Source organism: Pelosinus sp. UFO1 (genome assembly GCF_000725345.1).
Classification (GTDB): domain Bacteria; phylum Bacillota; class Negativicutes; order DSM-13327; family DSM-13327; genus Pelosinus.
The window spans coordinates 3,593,023-3,614,820 of the sequence record NZ_CP008852.1; the positions used below are offsets into that span (position 1 = coordinate 3,593,023).

Genomic DNA, 21,798 nt, shown 5'->3' on the forward strand with positions numbered 1-21,798 from the left:
GAGTCAATGAACCGTCACCTGACTCACTATCGTTTCTTCTCATCTCTTTAAACACAATTGGTCATTTCCTCCTCCTTTAGCATGGGAAAAGCAACTCCAACAAATGGATGCCCTGTTTTCCTCCCATCGTAATTGCTTCTCTACAGAATTTACAATAACATGCAACTTTTTCTGTCTGGAATTGTGTACAGTGCTTTTGAAAATATGTTATCTGCTCCTCTGGGGGGCAGGGGGTAAACATATGCGCCCCTTCCTCTACATAGCGTTTGGGGGCCAGTTTGGCATTGCTCGGTGTACAGGAAGCTAATAGATTCACACCACAGAATTTGGTCTTTTCAAAGTTTTCATCCAGTTCTACATACTTAATATTCATTTTTTTTAAAAGAGAACGTACAGTATCTTGAAGCTGTCGTTTCTCAAAAGCAACCCAGCAATCCTGAATCGTTATTATCTCGCTATGATAATCGGGAAATGGAAAATCAGCATCATTGTCGATCAAATCCCAGACAAACTCAATATTTCCAGCCTGTGAGCTTTCTTCCATTATAGCGGCACAATTATTACAGACAACAATCGCGCTATCCTGAACAGTTAGCTTTTGATACTCCGTACGACAACACCCGATTGAATCAATATTATATCTATCCCTCATGTAAATACGCAATTTTTCACTTGCGTGTGTATAAGTAGCTTTTGCCTTACAGCTTGGAAAAAAGAATTTTGTCATTTAAATCACCTCTTATATTCTACAATATTATTACAACATTCTTAACAACTCAATTTGTTCTCCAGATGGCCCTATAAAAAATCAAATTTCACAGCCGCAAAAATAAATGGGACAAGGGGACAGGTTCTCTGTCCCACTAAATCCTATCAATCACACTTTTAGATATCTTGTTATCCTTGCCAGTTGCCTTATTGTAACACCTTGCATGTCTTTTATTTTTTATCACATCAATAACCTGTCGTAAGTAATTCTTGGTATATAAAAAGCAAAGGAACCGTCCCAACGCTTCTCTAAAAAATCATCTCTCCTGGTTTATAGCCGTCAGGCAATTCTTCTTCACTTAAAAATTTGAAATTATCATCACGCAGTATTGGTAAAAATACTTCGTATGGAATCCTGGAAAACTCACCGGCATAATTACTGGCTCCGAACCATTTTCCCTCTTTGCTGCTCAAATTTAAATCTCTAGCAAATTTTGTATAGTTTGAGCAATCATGTACTACTAAATCCCACTTATCTTCATCGGCTATTTTCATGAATTTCAGAGTTAATTCCCTACTCCAACTTGGAGATATATAGCCATGTCTGGAAATATACATGTTTTCCCCATAATAATTGTCTATGTTATTTTCATTTAAATGTAATTCTGCACAATTGATAAAATCGAGTTTTGTCTCTAAGATTGCTTGCTTTTTCTTAAAAAAAGCTTCGAAAAACTCAGGAGTCATTGGAGTTTCAATACCTACATTTTTAATATATTTTTTCGCTATTCCAATATTTTCAATAACTTTGTCTGAACACTTAGAAGCACCCAGGTTGAAACGTATCTCGTTAAGACCGGCTTCACCTAATGCTTTCAATGTCTCTTCCGTAGCTAAAGTACCATTTGTATATAGATGTTGATAAATTTGAGCATCACTAAATTTCTTTATTACCGAATAGTATTTTTCAATTTCCATGAATGGCTCCAAATAAACGTAGGAAATGCCAGTGGGTTTCTGGTGGATGGAAAGAAGTAAATCAATATCCTTCTCATAAAATTTTGTTCCTCCAATTTCCCACATGCCTTCGCCAACTGGAGGAATATCTTCTAGTTCTCCATAATTATAACAGAACTTACACTCTATGTTACATTTGTTCGTTTTCCTAACTGCACTCAAACCAGTGCCTAACAAACAAGAACGACAGCCTTTTGGGTATTTACTTTCATTTCCCACAAAAAAAGTTCTATTCTCCAAAGTTTTTAAACTTCTAATTTCCGACATTAACGTATCATTTCTATGATCGATCGCTGCCTCAATTTGCGCAAAGGTAGCGTAAATGATTTCTTGTTGTTTTATCATAAGTTCCTCTTCCTCAGGCAATAGCGAAAAAAATTCAAACCATATCAACGCATCTTTCTTTGAAATTTTCATAATGTATCCTCCTCTAATTAACCGTTAGTATAAAATTTTTTACACTTTTTTTAGATTTTCTCTTTATATATCAAAGGGTGTAGAGTTTTTTATACAAAAAAAAATAATGATCCCCTTTTTTGGTATAATTGAGTTCACTTACAACACAAAACTATCTAAAAGGAGAGTGTCATTGTTGAACGCAATTATATCATTTTTATTCTTATATAATCAATATTTATTAAAACAGATAGATCAGCTACTTTTAGAACTCTTCAATGAAACCAATATATATAGGAAGCAAGGGGACGGTTCTCTTGCTCCAAAATTGAATTATACCTCTTAAAAATAAAAGCAGCAGCGGAACCGTCCCACTGCTTCTTCTGTATTATCGGCGTAGTATTTCTAATCATTGATCAGTTTTATAGCGGACTTAGCTTGGATTGCGAACGCTGGCTGCGCTTAAAAGTAAGAAAGGCAACAAGCCACGGCATCTTTCCTAATGATTGAATTTGTTCAGATCCCGCAAACAACATCCCTGTCTCCGTGTTATCTTAAAGCTTTATTGACTCTTAAAATACAAACTTCCTGCAAGTTCTCTGTCGAGCTCTTGCAGGAAGCTATTATTCTTCGGTAACCACTATGCAGCGATTCACTATATTTGTTTTTGGGTCAATGCTCTTTTTTCGTATTTACTTTTCAAAATTCATGGAGCATAGAGCATTTGTTTAATAAGCAGTCCAGCCTGCATCTGCTATAACGACTGTACCGTTAACAAAACTAGAATCATCTGAAGCAAGGAATAAAGCAACTCTAGCAATTTCTTCTGATTCACCCATTCTTGGACTTAAACTTATCCCCGCCATTGCTCTTCCCCTACCAAATTCATGTGGTTTACTTATTGTAGTACTAATATTTGTATTTACACTACCAGGAGCAATTGCATTACAACGGACCCCTAATGTTGCATATTGGAATCCTACGTTCTTAGTTAATCCAATAACTGCATGTTTTGCGGCTGTATATGCTGCACCTGCTCTTGAACCCATTAAACCTCCTGCCGAAGCAATATTGACTATAACTCCACTTCCTTGTCCTGTAAATATAGGAAGTGCCTTTCTTATGGCACGCATTGGTCCAGTTGTATTGATTGCAAAAACTCGTTCCCATAACTCATCAGTTACATCTGCAGCTGGAACAAAATTATCCATAATACCGGCATTGTTAACTAAAATATCTAATGTTCCATAAGTATTAACAGCTGTATCAATTAAATTCTGAATATCTTCTTCTTTTGTAACGTTTACTAGTACAGCAGTAGCAATCCCTCCGTTTGATTCAATTTCAGCTACAGTTGCTTTTGCTGCATCTAAATTTATATCAGACACAACCACTTTAGCTCCTTCTTTAGCATATAGAATTGCTATTGCCTTACCCATTCCAGAGGAAGCCCCTGTTACTACTGCATTTTTACCTTTAAGTCTCATTATAATACCCTCCGTTTTAAAGGTTCATCAATTGGTTGGAATCGTTTTACATCTGGTACTCCAGCTACCCAACCATGTATAAATAAAACAGTCTTTTTACTTTTTTGGCTAAAGCTGAGATAACCTCTAATTTCATACTACTATCTTTCCTATTACTCTTTGTGACTATTCTTATTAACGTAACTTAAAACACAAGCTTCCTGCAAGTTCTCTGTCGAGATCTTGCAGGAAGCTTGTGTTGTCCGGTGACTGCTATGCAGCGAATACCTTATCTAATGGATTGCCAGTCTACTTCTTTAAACCCAAATGTCAAGGGGACAGGTCCTTTGACACTTGCACCTTTCTTACCACAGAAGCTTTATCAGTTCCTCTCTTAGCGATTTATTGCCTACACTTCTCATTATTTAGTGAAATAAATTATGTTACCTCTTCTGTACCATAGGAGACAGTCATAAAAAGTGACCTAGATTTCCGCCTTCAGAAATCTAGGTCACTTCAAGTCTCCATATATAAACACGATCGGTAAAGCAAGAAAAAACTACTTACGTTATTTTTTTAAAAAATGGGTAGTTTTTTCTCATTTAAAATTACGGACCGTCTAGAATCTTCGGGGTAATGAATATCATTAACTCTGTCTCCCGTTTCTCAATACTCGTTGATTTGAACAAATTTCCAATAATCGGTATATCACCTAACAAAGGAACCTTTGTTACATTTTTCCGATCTTCCCTCTGGATTAATCCACCGATCACAATTGTTTCGCCATTTTTGACGCGTAGCGTAGTTTCAGCTTGCCTAGTGCGGATACTCGGGTTATTGCCAGCAGTAGCAATATTAGTACTAACCTCTGGTAGTAGCTTCGTTGTGATGATTCCGTCTTCATTCACCCACGGTGTTACTTCCAATTTGATACCTACATCAATATAGTTGACAGCTATCTGCTGTACTCCATTTTCTAGATATTTTGTCTCGACAGGCAGGCGATCTCCAATCAGAATGCGGGCTGTTTGTCCATCCAAAGTCGCCACCCGAGGATTCGCTAAGATTTTTGCATTTTCGGTATTCACCATTGCATCAATGCTGGCCCGGTAGTTGGTGCTGGAGCCTTGTGGTCCTACAGGAATAACACCCACCATTTCATTGCCCAAAGAGGTCGGAAAATTGCCCCATTCCCACCGAACCCCTAAATGCTTCAAGTCGCTCTTGCTTATTTCAACGACTTCCGCTTCAAACATTACTTGCTTCTGCGGTATGTCAAGCTCGCTAAGTACGTCTTTAACCATGCTATACTCATCTTCATTACCCATTAGTACCAAAGAATTGTGAGCTGAATCAATCCGTATCCTGTTTTCCGGTAGAATCGTGCCAAGTGTGGATTTCATTTGGTCTGCTTTTAAATATTTCAATTTAATAATGAGAGGCTTGAAGGATCCGGAACTGTCTTGGCTTACAGACTCTAAAGTCGGTAATGCGTCTTGAGTGCCTGTGCTTTGGAGGCTGGATGCAGCAGTATAACCGATCGATCCGCTGCTAAGGTAGAATAAGACTAGCGATACGGCAACACAAAATCTGATTTTTTTATAATGCATGATTAACCCCTTTACTTCCCGATTAAGTACTAACTAGATATAGCGAGTCGAGACCTAAAATCTAATTATGATTTTTTCATTTTATTTTATTTTATTTTATGTTAACTTAAACTCGCTTTTATTTTAGCATAATTGTTATGATTTTGCGCTAAAATTTCATTAAATAATCTTTGTTGTTTTTTACCAACGAAGTATTATGTGCAGAGAATAACCCCTTATATTTACAACATTTCATCATATTTCCATGTATCTAAACACATAAAATCAAAGCATTAATAGTGGTATCATTTTCCTATATAAAAATCACATTTCACTGCTCAGCCACCCTATAGTTATGTTAAGTTATTGAGAAAATTTCAATAAAACCTAATGTAAAAATCCCTGTACCAGTTCAAAATTGGTACAGGGATCTTCATAACTTGCAAGATGAAAGACATATTTACTTATTGATTTTGATTAACCCCTTCAGACCACTTTATAGTAAATCTTCTGAGGTTTGGCAGAAGCCACGAGGACGGTGGTTCTGTCTTGAATACTGTTTTTATCTATTTGTTTTTTATTGCGAATTGGTTCTACAATTTCCATATAGCACCTCTACCGTTAAATGTAATATATTGTAATACATTCGACGTAAATGGTCTGTATGGAAATAAGTTGAATTTTTATACAAAGCCTTATACAGTCTATATCGTGGACATCTCCCCAAAGTAACACAAGTACATTCTGTTACTTTGGGAAAGTTCTAAAATATTGATTTTATAAGCTCCTGTTCTTCATTTTACTTTTTATGGTATTATAGGATTGTTATTGAAAAGGGGGATTGCGCGCTATGCAAAATGTATTACATGCTGTTGGTTATAAACAAAAAAAAGAAACTTTAAGCCTAGCAATGTATATTATTGCGTTCTTCACAGTTTGGTCATTATATGTCCTTGTTGCCCAAAATTTCTTGGGACAAAATTATCCATTGTTATTTAAAATTTTGAGCTTAGGTCCTGCAAAATTAATAATTTGGACGTTACCTGTTTTATTGTATTTAAAACATTATGATAATGTTAACCCTCTAATTTTTCTAAGATTAACAGATAATATGAAAATGGGTGTAAAGTACATAATAATCGTAAGCTGTTTCTATTTACTCATAGGATTAGTTCAACAATATCTTCTTTCAAAGCACCTAGGCTTCCATCCAAATTTAAATATAAATGATTGGGTTAATGGAATAATACTGGCTGGTTTTACCGAGGAAATACTATTTAGAGGGTTTATTCTACAAAAATTAGGCGCATTATTATCATTCTGGAAAGCAAACTTTATTACTGCTTTGCTGTTCTTATTCATACACTTCCCTGGGTGGATTCATCACGGAAAGTTTACTTTTCTAAATATCGATATTGTCGGCATTTTTGTTTTGGGACTAATAGTAGGCTACGTTTTTAGAAAATCTAATTCATTAGGAGCTTGTATACTCATTCATTCAATTAATAATTTTTTGTCGTTTTCTTTATAGATGAAACATTCTTGATTGATAAGTTAGTTTTTTTGCCTGAAGAGTTGTTAAAACTAAGCAGGAAAAATCCTTTTACCATAGTATTTAAATATCACTAATAAGTTACTACAGTAAGGAGGAATTATAATGCCACAAATGATAATATACGACTTACATGAGAAGTCCGAAGCAAACCATAGTAAAATAACTCACGAGATTGAAATACTCCCTAAAGCTTGTAAATTAGCAGACTCATGTTGGATAGTCTCATCATTAGACACTTGCGAAACTCTATGTGATAACCTACTGAAATCGTTACAACCTAATGATAGAATAGTTGTTAGTGATATAGGTTCAACCTATTGGTATAACGTAGTTTGTGGTGATGAAAAACTTATAGATGTTTTATGACCTGGTTATAGTTACTACTTATGTTGGGACAAGGGGACAGGTTCTCTGTCCCAATAAATCTATCAATCACAATACTCACGGGGACGGTTCTATTGAGTACCTATTTTCTGTATCATGTACGCGATACATAATGAAAGGCCTATCTTTGAAAAGCAAATCCCATATTTCTATCCTATTTACCATTAAAATACAAAACTCCTGCAAGGCTAGGCTGCTTTGCAGGAGTTTTCGTATATATTGTTTTTTCTTATTCGGAGTCTATAATGGCCATATTTAGTGAGACAAAGGAACCGCGTCAGATCCTTTATTATCGAGCTTTATCAAAATATTAGTAATTACACTTATCTATTTTCTAAGTAAATATTAGTTCTATGACATGCCATCAGTGGCATGTAAATCAAAGTAACATCCTTACATTATTTTAAGCATAGCTAGGAATAGCCTATGGACAAAAAGACAGGTCGATTCTCACATTGTGCTTTCTGAAAAGCTTCTGCTCCCCATGGATACCAGTCTACTGGATTATTGGCATGCTGGAGTAACTATGGACTCTTCTCATGGATCAAACGATTAGGTTTATTGGTATTACGACTAGTAACATAATTTCCCTCCCCCCTTTACTACACACTCTATGTGTATCGAGGGGTGTTAAAGAGTGAAAAGAAAACATATGAAATCCCCCTGATTTGTTTCTGAATTGTACAAATTACAACTCCCCTTGCCAAATCACATTTTTGTCTAGATTTACATATTATGATATTGAATATGCCAATTTGAATAGGAGAGAGGTTTTATATATATGGCTATCTCAGGCATAGAGAATATTTTTAATAGTAAAGATGCGATATTGCTTGCAGCTATGAGCTATCAGACATATCCATTCTTTCTAGTGGGAGAGCTTGTCTTACCAAAAGGTTTTGAACTTCGATATACTATTCGTGCTTTTGCCAATGTAGAGAATCCTAAGGAAGAAGTATTTGGTTTCATTGCAGAGTCAAAACATAATATCTTTATAGCGTTTAGGGGATACGCCTCATATCCTGCAGACCTTATTGCAGCGTATGACATACTTCAAGTACCATATCCTTTCGTTAGAAATGGGGGAAAAACCTCACGTGGATTTACATGTATTTATCAATCAACAAGAAACAAATTAATCAGAGAATTAAATAAACTATCTACAACAAAAAGACTATTTATTACTGGTCATAACTACGGAGGAGCTTTGGCAATTTTGGCTGCCTTAGATATTGCATTGAACACCGGGTTTGAGAATCCTATCTTGTATACCTATGGTAGTGCGCGTGTTGGAGACCCTGACTTTGCTTTCCGGTTCAACCAAGTGGTAAAAAACAGCATACGAATTGTTAATATTCATGACTCTTATCCTACTTTCCCAGCTCAAGAGTATCCGCCTCCTTTTACAGCGGAAGGATTATATTATCGCCATGTCAAAACAAAGTATCCGATCTCTTTTCAACTGAACGATACGCCACGTAATGATGGGATTGGCTGCTATTTTAAAAACCTCAGCAAAATGAATCCTGATTTTGCTAAAGCCTTATGCCATGAAAATCCGGGTTTTTGTCCCGATACAGGAACGTGTTTTCCGTTTCAAGGAACATGCAAATGTCCGATGCCTTGTAAATAAGAGAGGAGCTGCATTTATGGATATCTCATGCGTAGAGGATATTTTTAATAGTGAAGATGCGATATTACTTGCGGCAATGTGCCATCAGGCAAATCTACTTTTTGAAGAAGAAGAGCTTATCTTACCAAAGGGCTTTAAACTTCGATATATCATTCGTGCCCTTGCTGGCGTTGAGGATCCGGTAGTAGAAGTATTTGGTTTTATTGCAGAGTCACGCGATGAAATAGTTATAGCTTTTAGAGGAACCGATTCATTTAGGGACAATGAGTCAGATCAGGACCTATATCAAGTACCATATCCTTTTGTCAGAAATATGGGAAAAACGCATCGTGGATTTACATGCATTTATCAATCAACAAGAGATGAATTAATCAGAAAATTAATCAAACTATCTATAACAAAAAGACTATTAATTGCCGGTTACAGTTTAGGAGGACCTTTGGCAGTGTTAGCGGCTCTAGATATTGCAGTGAACACCGGGTTTAAAAATCCTATCGTGTATACTTATGGATCCCCGCGTACCGGAGACCCCGACTTTGCTTCCCAGTTCAACCAAGTAGTAAAAAATAGTATTCGCATTTTCAATGTCCATGACGTTATTCCTACTTTGCCGGCTCAAGCGTATCCACCTCCGTTTACAGAGGAAGGATTATGCTATCGACATGTAAACATTAAGTATCCACTCTCTTTTCAACTCAATAGTTTAGCCCGTAATCATTATATTAGCTGCTATTTTAATACTCTTAGCCAAAAGAATCCTGATTTTTCCAGAGTATTATGCTGTGAAAACCCAAGGTTTTGTCCCGATACGGGGTTATGTATTCCGTTTAAAGGAATATGCAGTGAGAATAGCTCAATTTAAAATGAGGGGACATGCTTGTATACATCATGACAAAGAACTTGATTGGTTACCATTTATAACGATAATAGGATATGACAATGGGGATGGATAAATCGAGAATACCATCACACACATCCACAAATAATGCAAGCCCACAAGTGTGGAGCTTCGTTTCTGCCCCCGCCTTGCATCCTATGAAGGTTACAGTAAATGTGAATAAACCAGGAACAGCTTCCGGCTTACTATTCGTTGCACCATATACTTCGTATGAGTCAACTATGATTGGGCAAACAGGCGCACTGATCATGGATCAGGCTGGTAACCCAGTCTGGTTTAGACCGCTCGATAGTATATATAAACAAAATACGGACTTTAGAGTACAATCCTACAAAGGAAAACCAGTTCTTACCATGTGGCAAGGAACGATATCAGGAACTCAGTCTGCAAATCCTAATCTTCCAGCAGGGGATCCTGAGCCTGGTTCTTATTTCCAAATCATAAATCAGAATTATAAAGTTATTAAGAAACTTACTGCCCAAAAGGGGTTCACTGCTGATGTTCACGAGTTTACTATTACAAAACAAAATACTGCTTTATTTACTGCTGTGAAACAAGTGCCGGCAGATCTAACACCGTATGGGGGTCCAGAAGATGGATATTTTGATAATTACTCCATTCAAGAAGTCGATCTCAAAACAGGCCAGCTTCTTTTCTTTTGGAATGTACTTGCTCATGTTGATCCGGCCGACTCGATGTTACCCGCGTCATCTGCAACAAGTTCGAATAATATTTGGGACTGTTTCCACGTGAATTCAGTTGAAGAGGGGCCAAACAATACACTCCTAATTAGCATGCGTAACATGTGGGCCATTTATAATATTGACAAAGAAACGGGAAATATAAATTGGCAACTTGGTGGAAAGCAAAGTGATTTTACTTTTGGTCCAAAAGCTACATTTTCTTGGCAACATAATGCGCGTTATAGACCTGGAACTAGGATAAGTATGTTTGATGATGCTTGTTGTGCTTCTTCAAGCTCTCCGCCTGAGGGCCAAGCACATGGTTTAATCCTTCAGCTCAATTTCCAAAACATGACTGCAAATGTAGATCGAACATATTATCATGATCCAACGCTATATGTTGCAAGTCAAGGAAATGTTCAAAAACTATCTAATGGAAATCAATTCGTTGGATGGGGACAGGAACCATATCTTTCTGAATTTGCAAATGCCGGTAATACCGCAGAAGATCCTTCATTGAATTTTTTATATGATATGCAGTTTCCTAATCAAAATATTTCTTATAGGGCGTTTAAGAATAAATGGGTAGGTTTGCCGTGTTATCCACCCAGTATTGCTGTAGATCTATCATGTGAAGATACGGCGATTGTTTATGCGTCATGGAACGGTTCAACTGAAACTGTCGCTTGGCAGGTACTAGCTGGTCCAACACCTAATAGATTGTCAGTGGTGGTAAATAGCACCCCTCGCATCGGATTTGAGACAGATATTTGTGTTAATTCAGATGGGCCATATTTTCAGGTCAATGCATTGAATTATTGTGGTGAAGTTATTGGTACGTCAGGGATTGCTTACTTGTGTGAACGGCAGTGTTAAAATCCTCAATAACGGCACTAAAAAATTCCCCACTTTCGGCATAAAATCTCTCCTTGAAGGAAAGATTTTCTCAGTAGTTTGGCTATCTCCTGCACCTTGCCAATTGTTCCCGCCGCACAATTTCTGCCTGCTTAACAATCGACCGCAATAAAAACAAAACCGAAGCCATTTATTTAAGCTTCGGATATTTTGATTATTAGCATTTTGATGGGCTGCTTCCTTAGCTTTTATTTCTTCTTCTATTGCTTGTTCTCCACTCCTAATAGCTCCCCCTTACCATAGAACCAACTTCACCCATAATCACGTCACTCCAATGTCCTATTTAAGAACTATTTACAAAATTGATTTACATGAACATGGCACGACATGTTCATTACAGAGTGTCAAAATCAAGGTTTTCATTGAAGAACCGCCTCTCGGGCAACGAGTTTTTCTGCTAGTGAAGCAGCTACCTCGGCACCGCCATATTTTTCCCCTAGGGACTTTAGTTTTTGGGCTTGTTCTCGATAGCTAGGATCAGTTACTATGGCATGGACTGCATCAGCCAACATTTGCGGGGTTAGCGTCTTCTTGTCCAGAACAATTCCCGCACCGCTTTGTGCCAGCACGGCTGCGTTATCCTCCTGCTCACCTATGGAAGGTATTACCACCGCTGGTGTACCACAAGCCAAGCAAGTCATCAGTGTAGACGATCCACCGTGAAAAACAGTTACATCACTGGCCTTAATCATCTCAGTCCCCGGCACGAATCCTCGAATGGCAACATTGTTAGGTGGGTTGAATGATTTTATCTTGTCCGGCGATATAGCTATGCCCGTAGCGACAACTCCCGTCAACCATGGCAACATCTTTAGACTCTCTAGGACAAGCTGCAGGAACTGTTCACCAATAAGCGACGAACCACCTCCTATGGTCACATACACCATTGTTTTATTGCCAGCGCCGATATGTTTTTCCTTAAGTGTCTCCCGTGACGGCATCTCGTTAGGGCTTTCGTTTAACAGTGGTCCTGTAAAATATATCTTATCTTGCAAGGCCTCATAATTCTCCCATTGATCCCCGAAGCTAACTCCGCCGCTTATTTCTGGCATCCCCTCAAGAATGATAAGATCCGCTGCCTCCTGCGAACTGTAAAGCTCGTCCTTTATGCCTTTCAGTCGCTGTGCAAACATAGCCAACGTCTTGGGACCGTGCGCTTGTAAAGCTACCAATAGGGAAGGAATGCCCAAACACTTTCCTATCTTTGAGCCGCTGATTGTGCCGCAAAGCAGAAGATCGGGCTGTTCGCGGGTAGCAGCCTTCGTTTCAATCTCACCAATTCTTGCTATCAACTGCTCCATCTTGTTGAACTGTTCTTCCTTGTGTCGCGAGTCGTTTGCTTGGTTGCCAAACGTATCGAATTGGGGCATATCGACGATTTCAATAACGTCAATACCAAAATCCTTAATAATGGGGATTAGTTGGTCACTAGCTAGAAATTTCACCTCATGCCCACGGCGTTGGAGAGCCTTAGCTATCGCTACCACGCGCATGGTCTGCCCCATGACCGTGCCCGTGCCCATCTGTGCTGTACAGAGAACTTTCATATATATGATCCTCCTTTATTTCGTGGACGACTAAATGCTCTTGGGTGAGAAACTCGTCAAGCATCGTATGGAGATAATCGCGATAGTGCTGGTTAACCACACCACGCACTTCAGTCTTTGATGGAAATTCGTTAATGCCGGAAAGTGACGCCTTTATTGAGCCGAAAGTATTGCCTAGTACTACGGCTAATAACGGATTATGCAGCTTTGCATAAGAATATATGAATCCTGCTGAAGCTGAGTCACCACACCCTACGGTATCTACTATCTTTCCAATATCCATCACCGGGACGTTTGCCCAAAATATCCGATCCTTTCGTCGCCAAGCAATTAAGGAGGATTGATCACCGAAAGTGATCCAACATGCGGATAATCCCATACTTACCATGGCAGCTGAGTAATGTGCATAATCTTCATGTTTTTCCAACAAACGTCCCGCAGCCCACTGCGCCTCCTTGTCATTCATCTTCAAAAAGTCAATGTTTTCCAGCCACTCTTCAGCGTGTTCCCAGTCTTTCTTGTAGCGGTTACCGTTTTTATCAAGACCAGTTATCAGCCCGTGAACATCCAGAAAGATCTTTGCCCGAGAAGTTTCGCGAAATTTTCTTATACAATCAAGGGGTATATCAGTTTCGTTCAGCGGCATCAATATAAGATAATCACAATCCGCCAGCAAATTCAGTTCTGCTGGCGAAACTGGTGTCATCGTGCGCATCTGATGGCTAATTCGTTCATGATCGTTAATAAGGCTTAGTTCGATTTTCGTCCCCTTTTTACTTAATGCATCAAAAATAGGCATTCTGATATTTGGATGCTCAAGCAACTCGCGGGCTTCATCTATATCCTCCGGGGATAAATGGGATAGACATACGACACAGTCGGTCGTTCCCTCCAATAACTTTGCAAGTGCTGATACAGTATAAGCAACAGCCCCTAATTTACTTACCACCTTACCATCTGGTGATACCATCCGGTCTCTCGATATCGGCCCTACAATGCCAACCTTCATCTTATTCCCTGCCTAAATAGATATAATCGTATTATTTCCCAAAAATCAATAATCAAACATTAATTATCGTGTCCTTCCTGAGGTTGAGTTCTTTAATAAAATTATGGGAATCTCAGCTTAATATTCTAGTAAAGATAGGGGTATCTTTGACTGTGTACGATTTTCGCACCAGAACGTTTTTTTTTAATATAGACTTTTTCAGTGGTTTCGAACCATCCCACTGTGTCTTCTTTTATTAAAATGAAAACTATTCAGCATACTATTGACCCATCTTACCCATAATATTCTTAATGATAACGGAAGCCAGCATAAGTTCGATCTTTTCTTCATTAGTAAAGGAATCAATACTTTTAGTTAGCTGTTGCTTAGAAGCCACTAGTTCGGCCGAAAGTTGCATTATACCGATATATATCCAACTTTTACCATTAAAAGGGATGGACTCTTATGAAATTATTTTTACGCTATATAAAACCTTATAGAATTTCAGTAATCATTCTATTGATATTTCTGGGGGGGCAGTCCGCCTGTGAAATCATGATTCCAACCTTGCTGGCCACCATGATCAATGATGGTGTTTCCTCTGGCAATCAATACCTTATTATGACGATAGGACTGCAAATGGTATTGGCGGCCGTTGTAGCTATATTATGTGCTATTGCGGCTAGCTATTTGGCTGCCAGAACATCTACAAAACTCAGCGCAGGCCTGAGGGAACAGGTCTTTTTTAAGGTGGAAGACTTTTCCCTGCATGAGGTAGACCAAATTGGAACTTCCTCACTGATTACAAGAACCACCAATGATATTATGCAAATACAAACCTTTATGACCTTTTTAATGAGAATTGGCGTATTTGCTCCGCTCATGACAATCAGCGGAATTGTAATGGCGGTTATTACCGGACGCAACCTTGCGCTTACTTTGCTAGTAGTCGTTCCTGTCATGAGTATAGCTATTGTTTTAATTATTGCAAAGTCATCGAAATATTTTAAAAGTATGCAGAAAAAAATTGATGCCATTAATCGAGTATTACGCGAAAACCTGATTGGCATAAAGGTTATCCGTGCTTTTAAACGCAGTGGGTACGAAATCAAACGTTTTGACGCGGTGAATGAAGATTACACGCAGACCTCCATCACTGCACTGCAGCTGATGAGCACCCTGGTCCCTACGGTTACAATCATCATGAATCTAACCACCATTGCAATCATTTATCTTGGTGGGAAAATGGTGTATGGAGGAACCATGAATGTTGGAAATCTTGTCGCATATGTGCAGTATATTACCCAGATTCTGATGTCCATTATGATGATTTCCATGATTTTTATCATGTATCCCAGGGCTGCCACCTCCTCTGAAAGAATAGCGGAGGTGCTGGACATGAAACTTGCAGTCACAAATCCGGGTAAACTTGTCAAAGAATCCAGAGTTACAGGCACGGTCGAATTTAGAAATGTTTCCTTCAATTATCCAAATGCGGATGATCCTGTGCTAAAAAACATTTCCTTTCAGGCGAATCCCAATGAAACCGTTGCGATTATCGGCAGCACCGGTAGCGGAAAATCCACCATCGCCAATTTGATTCTCCGTTTTTACGATGTAACAGAAGGCGAAATATTGGTGGATGGTATTAATATTAAGGAATTTGATTTGCATACGCTTCGGAATAAAATCGGTTATGTTCCACAAAAGGGTGTTTTGTTTACCGGAACCATTGCGGAAAATCTTCGGTTCGGCAGACAGGATGCCAGTATAGAGGAAGTACGACACGCGGCTGAGGTAGCACAGGCCATGGAATTTGTGCAGGACAAGGAAAATCAATTCGATTCCATGATCTCCCAGGGTGGCGCAAATGTGTCAGGTGGGCAGAAGCAGCGTCTGGCCATTGCGCGGGCGTTAATTAAAAAGCCCGAAATCTATGTTTTTGATGACAGTTTTTCTGCACTGGATTATAAAACAGATGTTACGCTTCGCAAAGCGTTGAAAAAAGAAACGGTGGATGCCACGGTGATTATTGTGGCACAGCGTGTCAGTACCATCATGGATGCGAATAAGATTATTGTTCTGGATAACGGGATGATTTCGGATATTGGTACTCATAAAGAACTATTAAATAGGTGCCGCGTATATCAGGAGATTGTTGAATCACAATTTAAAAAGGGAGAGCTTGGAGCATGAGTAAGCATAATGACAGCAATTCAACACATTGCGGCCCTTCCTTTGGTTCGGAAAAGGCTAAAAATTTCAGTTCTTCCGCCAAGCGCTTAATTGGCTATTTATCCAAATTCAAAAGGCAATTTATTATGGTTTTGATTATGGTGATTTTAAGTACTGCATTCACAGTGACAGCACCGGAAATTCTTGGTAAAGTAACGACAGCACTTTATCATGGAGTATCCACAGGGGTGTTTGACTGGTCTTACATCCTCCGTATTTTAAAACTGCTTGCTCTGATTTATGTCTTATCACAGGTGTTCCAGTTTGTGCAGAACTTCTTTATGGCAGAGATTACAGCGCGCACAATATATAATCTTAGAAATGATATTGACCAAAAGATCAATAAGCTACCTCTGAAATATCTGGACAGTAAAAGCCACGGTGAGATTTTAAGCCGCGTCACAAACGACATCGAAACCATCAACTCAACCATGCAGCATAGTTTAAACCAAATTCTTACCTCCCTTGCAACTGTATTGGGCATTTTGATGATGATGTTCAGTATTAACATATGGATGTCGCTCATTGCGATTGTTGTGATTCCTTTATCTCTTTTGACATCAGCAGGTGTCATCAAAGGTTCACAGAAGTATTTCGGCAGACAGCAAGCCGCCATCGGTGAAATCAACGGCCATATCGAAGAGATGTACACAGGTCACAACATTATCAAAACCTTTAACTATGAGGAAAAATCAAAGGAGCGGTTTTCAGACATTAACAATAAAATCTATGAAAACGCGTGGCGCGCGGAGTTCTTCTCTGGAACAATGATGCCAATGGTTTCGTTTTTCGGGAATGTTGGCTATGCCCTAATTGCCGTCGTCGGCTGTATTCTTGTAATACAGGGAAAAATACAGGTCGGGCAAATTCAGTCGTTCACCCAGTACACGAAGCAGTTTATGCAGCCTTTAAGCACCATATCCAATCTAGCCGGCACACTGCAGTCCACTATTGCTGCTGCCGAAAGGGTTTTTGCAATTTTGGATGAGGAAGAAGAGCTTCCGGACAACCTGAATGCTACGCTGAATAATAACATTCAAGGCAATGTTTCTATAGAAAATATCAGCTTTGGTTACTCAAAAGACCAGACTCTGATCAGAAATCTTACTATCGACGTAAAGAGCGGACAGACGGTTGCCGTGGTCGGTCCCACAGGCGCTGGCAAAACAACGCTGATTAATTTGCTAATGAGGTTCTACGATGTGGACAGCGGTAGTATCAAGGTGGACGGAGTTGATATAAGGGATATGAGGCGGGATGATTTGTATACGATTTTTGGAATGGTCCTACAGGATACTTGGCTGTTTCACGGTACAGTTGAAGAAAATCTGGTCTACGGCAAAGAGGGTGCGACTCATGAAGAAGTGGTCGATGCTGTCAAAACTGCTTATGCCCACCACTTTATTAAAACCCTTCCCGGCGGTTACAACATGATGCTAAACGAAGAGGCAAATAATATATCACAAGGTCAAAAGCAGCTATTAACCATTGCACGGGCTATTATTGCCGATCCCCAAATTTTGATTTTAGATGAAGCTACAAGCTCTGTCGATACCCGGACGGAGGTACTCATTCAAAAAGCTATGAACAAGCTTATGAAGGGAAGAACCAGCTTTGTAATTGCGCACCGCCTATCTACCATTCGCGATGCGGACATCATTTTGGTTATGAACCACGGCGATGTAATCGAGCAGGGAAGTCACGAAGAATTAATGGCAAAAGGAGGATTTTACCAAAACCTTTACAACAGCCAATTTGAAAATGATGAGGTCGTTGCATAAAGAGAAATGTCCTTGCAGAGTGCCAAATCATAAATATGAAAAACACGAGATCAGCTAACTAAACACTGAATATTTCTACAAAAGACAAGATGTTCGATTCCAATCATGTTTTAGGCAGCCTTTTTCCTGATAAGCTCAACCTACTCATCAGATGTAATCAAGATTTTACCATTAAAATACAAAACTCCTGCAAGGCTAGTTGCTTTGCAGGAGTTTGTCATTATATATTGGTTATTGGTCAGCTATTCTTATTCGGAGTCTACAATGTTTTTTTGTCTTTTATTTAACGGCGAGCCGAACCAGTCCAAATCCACCCATTTTATCTTTATATCTGCATATCACCACTTACGCAAATTACAAATCAATCCAATGACGTTTAAGATTTACTCTACGAATTATTATTTCGCTAATAATTGAGCAACTAATGCTTTATTGCTTTCTACACAATTACCGCAACCAGTGCCAACTTTCGTAACAACTTGTACCTCTTCGAATGACTTTGCACCATTTTTGATAGCATTCACTAAATCTTGTGCAGTAACTTTAAAACATCCACATACTACTTGATTTTCATCGATTTTTTTTCTTAATAATAGTTCATCAACTAATGTTTTATTGTTTTCTACACAATTACCACAACCAGTACCAACTTTAGTAGCAGCTTGCACATCTTCAAATGACTTAGCACCATTTTTGATAGCATTATTTAAATCTTGTACAGTAACATTAAAACATCCACATACTACTTTGTTATTATCCATTCTATTTTCTCCCTTAAGTTTTTTTATTTTTGAAATTATTGTTTTTATCATCTTTTCTATTTCCTTCATTATGTGTAATTTATTTAGAATTTTGTATGCTAATTAAACTTCAACTTTATTAAATATTATTTAAACTTTGCAGCAAATTCTCTACATTAATTCCATGAACTCTAGCAGCTTCTTCTATACTCTCTTTTTGAGATGCAGGACATCCAATACAGCCCATACCAAAACTCATTAATATTTCTATTGCTTTAGGCCCCATATCTACGATATCCTTTATCATTGTTTTTCCATCAACTTTCATACGTACACTCCTTTATTAATTATAATCCCTGTTTAGCTCAAACCAATTTTCCCAAGGTCCAATTAATTTTTCATGGGGTTCAATACACCCCCTCCTGTATGGAAAACTATCCTTTTTATAAAGACCTCTTTCCTTTAATCCTGCTAGTATGCTATTCATTCTCATATTTCTTTCTTCAATGGATTGACTATAAATTAGTATAACCCTGTCACAATCTATTTCGCCTCTTAAATATCGGTCTGGTTTTGCATCTTCTGGTATCGTATGACTAATTCCAGTACCTAATCTTTCGCCTCTTTCAGAATAATACAAGGATTTATTTCTCATCATCTTTCCACTTAGAGTATGATCTTTATCTGCTTCTTCCAATAAGAATATTAGAGTTTCATCTAAGTCTGTCAAGTTATCTTCCCATATTTCGAATTTCCAACAATTTATGCATTCATTGTTTGGTGTCTCTTCTGTTTTAAGCTTGTGATAACATCTAGAGCACTTATTACCCCAATCTTCTCCATATCCAAAGTAAACCCAATGGTTATCTTTTGAGAAAGGTACTCTTTTTTTAAGCTTATTAAACTTATCCATTGTATCTTTTCCCATTATTATCTCCTTCAAGTAATTCAACTACTAATTTATATTTCTCTTGATAGTTGAGTTGATTTTTTTCGTTAATCTCTCCCAAAATTGGGACACGATGTTCTTTTTCATATTGTTTCTAAAACAATATTACTAATTAGTGATATTTGTGTTAATAAAAAGGCTGCTTGCCAACCTTTCCATTAAGTTCTATTCATTTTTTTGAAAAGGTAACTTAAATGTTCCTTTTCCTGCGTATCTAAATTATCTAGCAATCCATCCAAATCATTTAAATGCTCAGGAAAAATCGTTTCAATTAATTCTTCTCCTCTTTTAGTTAATTGCACCAAATAAGCTCTTTTATCGGCAGGATCGGTATGGCGGGTAATCCACCCCTCTTGCTCTAAATTTTTAATAACTACAGTCATATTTCCACTTGTGGACAGCGTTCTATCAATTATTTCTCCAATATTCATATCACCTAAATGATATAATGCTTCCATAACACCAAATTGCGGCATGGTAATATTATAACTGGCTATTAATTTTTGTGTACTCCTGTGTATTCTAAAGTAAGAACGATAGAGTCCAATGACGACATTTAAGTTCAATCGATTCTTCATTCCATAATCTTTACTATTGTTGTTCATGGCTATAATTTATCACTAATTAGTAATATTGTCAAGTATTAAAATTGTATTGTCTGTTGCATAATCAAATCTCATTGTCGTCACTCCCAATTTTTCATCCTCAATCCCCAAAATGTCAAGGGGACAGGTCCTTTGACACTTGCACCTTTCTTACCATTTCACGGTTTAGTTCCAATGTCTCCGCAATCCCTCTAAAAGACAAGTTGGATTTTTCCATCAGAAGCTTTATCAGTTCTCAAATCATTGATTCCTATTCCTTTTTCAGCCAAATACCTATTTATATATTCAGTCACATTTAACTGATCTATTTCCTTCTCTTCACGGACATCCAGAAAAGTTCCCTCACTAAACTCACTATTGAACCTTACAAACTCTATTAAGGCTTTTTCATTAAAGTTCGAAACCCAATACTTCCCTTGTATCCGTCAAATTTCTTCCCATGCCTATACAGAATCAAGGGGACGGTTCTTTTGAGTCATGCATGACAGGAGTTCGACACGGCGAGGCGTGACCTTGCAAATCCACCATACTATTTAATACACTCATTCATTAATTCATTTAGCACCATCTGAAAGAACTATCTACAAATAAGTCAAATCTGGCCCCATTGCTTCTTCTGGAACCATTAACAATTATGAACGCCACCATTTCTCTGACTGAATGATATATATGGCCATCCAAACTATAAACAAGCATTACAACCATTACACTTTTTGGTAATAAAATAACGAGATGTCTCGCTCACTCTTTCGTCCTCCTAATCACAAGTTGTCGGCACCAATATATTGCGCCAAACCGTCAGTGGATATTCGTAAGGGTGCATTGTTTAGCTTGAAGTTAGGCATGCGAAGCGCTTCACCATGTTCGCACATGTTTACTTCAAGCGGGTGTAATATACCTCGTTGAACAATGGAGACCTTACCGGTTTCCTCAGAAACAACAATAGCGAGGGCGTCGGTGCGTTCACTAATACCAAGAGCTGCCCGATGACGAGTTCCAATTTTTCTGCCTTCTTTGGTGTGTCTTTTAGCAGATAGTGGAAGCACACAGCCAGCTGAAACTATTTGCCCATCTTTTATGATTACCGCACCATCGTGCAAAGGATTGCCAGGATAGAAGATTGTTTCAAGGAGCGGTGCTGACACGCGCGCCCCAATAAGGGAGCCTGTGGTAATGCAGGCATCAACATATTCGCTTAAACTATCACTTTGCTCTATGATAATCAGTGCTCCATGACCGCTAATAGACAAGGCTGTGAGCGCCGTTGATATATCTTCTATTCCTTCCACTGTAGGGAAGAGCGAGGACTGAAAGTGATAGAGGGAGGCCATAGCATCTAACTCTAAAGCAAGATCTTTGATGCTTGTTATCTCACAAAGCAGACATTTTTCTCCGTCATCAAGCGATTTTACTATCTGTTCGCTTTTATGCCAGACTTCTTCCAGTTTGCCACGAATGACCCGCTTCATCTGGTTGTCTAGCTGGCAAAGTGTCATATGAACCACCTCATGATTATTCTCCCAAGATAAATTCAAACTATACTTGCTAAAATCTTTCTAGGGAATTTGCTAGAACCGAATAAAAATCATAAGAATCGAGGGGACGTTTCTTTTGAGTCATACCCTTTTCTCATTTCATATCATCAATATATTGGGACAGGGGACAGGTTCTCTGTCCCACTAGATCCGATCATTAGACAATAACCATAT

Annotated in this window: 19 protein-coding genes and 1 pseudogene; 7 read left to right on the forward strand and 13 right to left on the reverse strand. The window is 38.3% G+C overall.

Annotation, left to right across the window (positions count from 1 at the left end):
* Window positions 1–76: 76 nt before the first annotated feature.
* The 4 genes from UFO1_RS17045 to UFO1_RS17060 all read right to left on the reverse strand — a co-directional run bounded on the left by UFO1_RS17045 (window position 77) and on the right by UFO1_RS17060 (window position 5,197).
* Complete coding sequence (locus tag UFO1_RS17045; protein WP_038672785.1) at window positions 77–727, reverse strand: hypothetical protein; 651 nt, start codon at window positions 725–727, stop codon at window positions 77–79.
* A 290-nt stretch (window positions 728–1,017) separates the two neighbouring features.
* A complete protein-coding gene (locus tag UFO1_RS17050) occupies window positions 1,018–2,142 on the reverse strand; it encodes a radical SAM protein (RefSeq protein WP_038672787.1) in 1,125 nt (374 codons plus the stop codon).
* A 707-nt stretch (window positions 2,143–2,849) separates the two neighbouring features.
* Window positions 2,850–3,608: an SDR family oxidoreductase gene (locus UFO1_RS17055; protein ID WP_038672789.1), complete on the reverse strand. Its 759-nt coding sequence runs from the start codon at window positions 3,606–3,608 to the stop codon at window positions 2,850–2,852.
* A gap of 587 nt (window positions 3,609–4,195) precedes the next feature.
* On the reverse strand, window positions 4,196–5,197 hold the full coding sequence (locus tag UFO1_RS17060; protein ID WP_051788983.1) for a type II secretion system protein GspD: 1,002 nt from the start codon (window positions 5,195–5,197) through the stop codon (window positions 4,196–4,198).
* An 829-nt stretch (window positions 5,198–6,026) separates the two neighbouring features.
* Here UFO1_RS17060 and UFO1_RS17065 point away from each other — a divergent pair.
* Both UFO1_RS17065 and UFO1_RS17070 read left to right on the forward strand, forming a co-directional pair.
* Window positions 6,027–6,707: a CPBP family intramembrane glutamic endopeptidase gene (locus tag UFO1_RS17065; RefSeq protein WP_051788984.1), complete on the forward strand. Its 681-nt coding sequence runs from the start codon at window positions 6,027–6,029 to the stop codon at window positions 6,705–6,707.
* 126 nt (window positions 6,708–6,833) lie between these two features.
* Window positions 6,834–7,097, forward strand: coding sequence for a hypothetical protein (locus UFO1_RS17070; RefSeq protein WP_038672791.1), 264 nt, complete (start codon window positions 6,834–6,836; stop codon window positions 7,095–7,097).
* Window positions 7,098–7,528: 431 nt separating this feature from the next.
* Here UFO1_RS17070 and UFO1_RS26060 read toward each other — a convergent pair.
* Window positions 7,529–7,627 (reverse strand): annotated as a pseudogene (locus UFO1_RS26060) (DUF255 domain-containing protein); the annotation flags it as partial.
* 269 nt (window positions 7,628–7,896) lie between these two features.
* On the opposite strand from UFO1_RS26060, the gene UFO1_RS17075 reads away from it, so the two are divergent.
* The 3 genes from UFO1_RS17075 to UFO1_RS17085 all read left to right on the forward strand — a co-directional run bounded on the left by UFO1_RS17075 (window position 7,897) and on the right by UFO1_RS17085 (window position 11,205).
* Window positions 7,897–8,748: a lipase family protein gene (locus UFO1_RS17075; RefSeq protein WP_038672793.1), complete on the forward strand. Its 852-nt coding sequence runs from the start codon at window positions 7,897–7,899 to the stop codon at window positions 8,746–8,748.
* Window positions 8,749–8,764: 16 nt separating this feature from the next.
* Window positions 8,765–9,610, forward strand: a complete 846-nt coding sequence (locus UFO1_RS17080; RefSeq protein WP_038672796.1) for a lipase family protein — start codon at window positions 8,765–8,767, stop codon at window positions 9,608–9,610.
* Between the two features lie 83 nt (window positions 9,611–9,693).
* Window positions 9,694–11,205, forward strand: coding sequence for an arylsulfotransferase family protein (locus tag UFO1_RS17085; protein ID WP_038675338.1), 1,512 nt, complete (start codon window positions 9,694–9,696; stop codon window positions 11,203–11,205).
* Between the two features lie 398 nt (window positions 11,206–11,603).
* On the opposite strand, the gene UFO1_RS17090 is transcribed toward UFO1_RS17085, so the two are convergent.
* The 3 genes from UFO1_RS17090 to UFO1_RS25300 form a co-directional block, all read right to left on the reverse strand.
* Window positions 11,604–12,545: a glycosyltransferase gene (locus tag UFO1_RS17090; RefSeq protein WP_158442841.1), complete on the reverse strand. Its 942-nt coding sequence runs from the start codon at window positions 12,543–12,545 to the stop codon at window positions 11,604–11,606.
* Window positions 12,546–12,714: 169 nt separating this feature from the next.
* The gene (locus tag UFO1_RS17095; RefSeq protein ID WP_038672800.1) at window positions 12,715–13,800 is read right to left on the reverse strand and encodes a carbohydrate kinase family protein; all 1,086 of its coding nucleotides are present in this window, start codon (window positions 13,798–13,800) and stop codon (window positions 12,715–12,717) included.
* Between the two features lie 259 nt (window positions 13,801–14,059).
* Complete coding sequence (locus UFO1_RS25300; protein WP_158442842.1) at window positions 14,060–14,197, reverse strand: hypothetical protein; 138 nt, start codon at window positions 14,195–14,197, stop codon at window positions 14,060–14,062.
* A 47-nt stretch (window positions 14,198–14,244) separates the two neighbouring features.
* Here UFO1_RS25300 and UFO1_RS17100 point away from each other — a divergent pair, with 47 nt between their 5' ends.
* Both UFO1_RS17100 and UFO1_RS17105 read left to right on the forward strand, forming a co-directional pair.
* On the forward strand, window positions 14,245–15,975 hold the full coding sequence (locus tag UFO1_RS17100; protein ID WP_038672802.1) for an ABC transporter ATP-binding protein: 1,731 nt from the start codon (window positions 14,245–14,247) through the stop codon (window positions 15,973–15,975).
* Window positions 15,972–17,795 carry an ABC transporter ATP-binding protein gene (locus UFO1_RS17105; RefSeq protein WP_038672803.1) on the forward strand — a complete coding sequence of 608 codons (1,824 nt, stop codon included), beginning with the start codon at window positions 15,972–15,974 and terminating at the stop codon, window positions 17,793–17,795. Before UFO1_RS17100 ends, UFO1_RS17105 begins: the two co-directional genes overlap by 4 nt.
* A gap of 398 nt (window positions 17,796–18,193) precedes the next feature.
* Here UFO1_RS17105 and UFO1_RS17110 read toward each other — a convergent pair whose 3' ends face one another.
* The 5 genes from UFO1_RS17110 to UFO1_RS17130 form a co-directional block, all read right to left on the reverse strand.
* Complete coding sequence (locus tag UFO1_RS17110; RefSeq protein WP_038672805.1) at window positions 18,194–18,607, reverse strand: (2Fe-2S)-binding protein; 414 nt, start codon at window positions 18,605–18,607, stop codon at window positions 18,194–18,196.
* Window positions 18,608–18,674: 67 nt separating this feature from the next.
* Window positions 18,675–18,863, reverse strand: a complete 189-nt coding sequence (locus UFO1_RS17115; RefSeq protein WP_038672807.1) for a DUF1858 domain-containing protein — start codon at window positions 18,861–18,863, stop codon at window positions 18,675–18,677.
* A 15-nt stretch (window positions 18,864–18,878) separates the two neighbouring features.
* Complete coding sequence (locus UFO1_RS17120) at window positions 18,879–19,463, reverse strand: hypothetical protein (RefSeq protein ID WP_038672809.1); 585 nt, start codon at window positions 19,461–19,463, stop codon at window positions 18,879–18,881.
* Window positions 19,464–19,642: 179 nt separating this feature from the next.
* A complete protein-coding gene (locus UFO1_RS17125; RefSeq protein WP_071842030.1) occupies window positions 19,643–20,089 on the reverse strand; it encodes a MarR family winged helix-turn-helix transcriptional regulator in 447 nt (148 codons plus the stop codon).
* A gap of 761 nt (window positions 20,090–20,850) precedes the next feature.
* The gene (locus tag UFO1_RS17130; protein WP_051788986.1) at window positions 20,851–21,585 is read right to left on the reverse strand and encodes a diadenylate cyclase; all 735 of its coding nucleotides are present in this window, start codon (window positions 21,583–21,585) and stop codon (window positions 20,851–20,853) included.
* Window positions 21,586–21,798 lie beyond the last annotated feature (213 nt).

Coding starts and splice junctions, on each gene's coding strand:
- UFO1_RS17045 (WP_038672785.1), bottom strand. CDS start 727: ATGACAAAATTCTTTTTTCCAAGCTGTAAGGCAAAAGCTACTTATACA.
- UFO1_RS17050 (WP_038672787.1), bottom strand. CDS start 2,142: ATGAAAATTTCAAAGAAAGATGCGTTGATATGGTTTGAATTTTTTTCG.
- UFO1_RS17055 (WP_038672789.1), bottom strand. CDS start 3,608: ATGAGACTTAAAGGTAAAAATGCAGTAGTAACAGGGGCTTCCTCTGGA.
- UFO1_RS17060 (WP_051788983.1), bottom strand. CDS start 5,197: ATGCATTATAAAAAAATCAGATTTTGTGTTGCCGTATCGCTAGTCTTA.
- UFO1_RS17065 (WP_051788984.1), top strand. CDS start 6,027: ATGCAAAATGTATTACATGCTGTTGGTTATAAACAAAAAAAAGAAACT.
- UFO1_RS17070 (WP_038672791.1), top strand. CDS start 6,834: ATGCCACAAATGATAATATACGACTTACATGAGAAGTCCGAAGCAAAC.
- UFO1_RS17075 (WP_038672793.1), top strand. CDS start 7,897: ATGGCTATCTCAGGCATAGAGAATATTTTTAATAGTAAAGATGCGATA.
- UFO1_RS17080 (WP_038672796.1), top strand. CDS start 8,765: ATGGATATCTCATGCGTAGAGGATATTTTTAATAGTGAAGATGCGATA.
- UFO1_RS17085 (WP_038675338.1), top strand. CDS start 9,694: ATGGATAAATCGAGAATACCATCACACACATCCACAAATAATGCAAGC.
- UFO1_RS17090 (WP_158442841.1), bottom strand. CDS start 12,545: ATGGAGCAGTTGATAGCAAGAATTGGTGAGATTGAAACGAAGGCTGCT.
- UFO1_RS17095 (WP_038672800.1), bottom strand. CDS start 13,800: ATGAAGGTTGGCATTGTAGGGCCGATATCGAGAGACCGGATGGTATCA.
- UFO1_RS25300 (WP_158442842.1), bottom strand. CDS start 14,197: ATGCAACTTTCGGCCGAACTAGTGGCTTCTAAGCAACAGCTAACTAAA.
- UFO1_RS17100 (WP_038672802.1), top strand. CDS start 14,245: ATGAAATTATTTTTACGCTATATAAAACCTTATAGAATTTCAGTAATC.
- UFO1_RS17105 (WP_038672803.1), top strand. CDS start 15,972: ATGAGTAAGCATAATGACAGCAATTCAACACATTGCGGCCCTTCCTTT.
- UFO1_RS17110 (WP_038672805.1), bottom strand. CDS start 18,607: ATGATAAAAACAATAATTTCAAAAATAAAAAAACTTAAGGGAGAAAAT.
- UFO1_RS17115 (WP_038672807.1), bottom strand. CDS start 18,863: ATGAAAGTTGATGGAAAAACAATGATAAAGGATATCGTAGATATGGGG.
- UFO1_RS17120 (WP_038672809.1), bottom strand. CDS start 19,463: ATGGGAAAAGATACAATGGATAAGTTTAATAAGCTTAAAAAAAGAGTA.
- UFO1_RS17125 (WP_071842030.1), bottom strand. CDS start 20,089: ATGAACAACAATAGTAAAGATTATGGAATGAAGAATCGATTGAACTTA.
- UFO1_RS17130 (WP_051788986.1), bottom strand. CDS start 21,585: ATGACACTTTGCCAGCTAGACAACCAGATGAAGCGGGTCATTCGTGGC.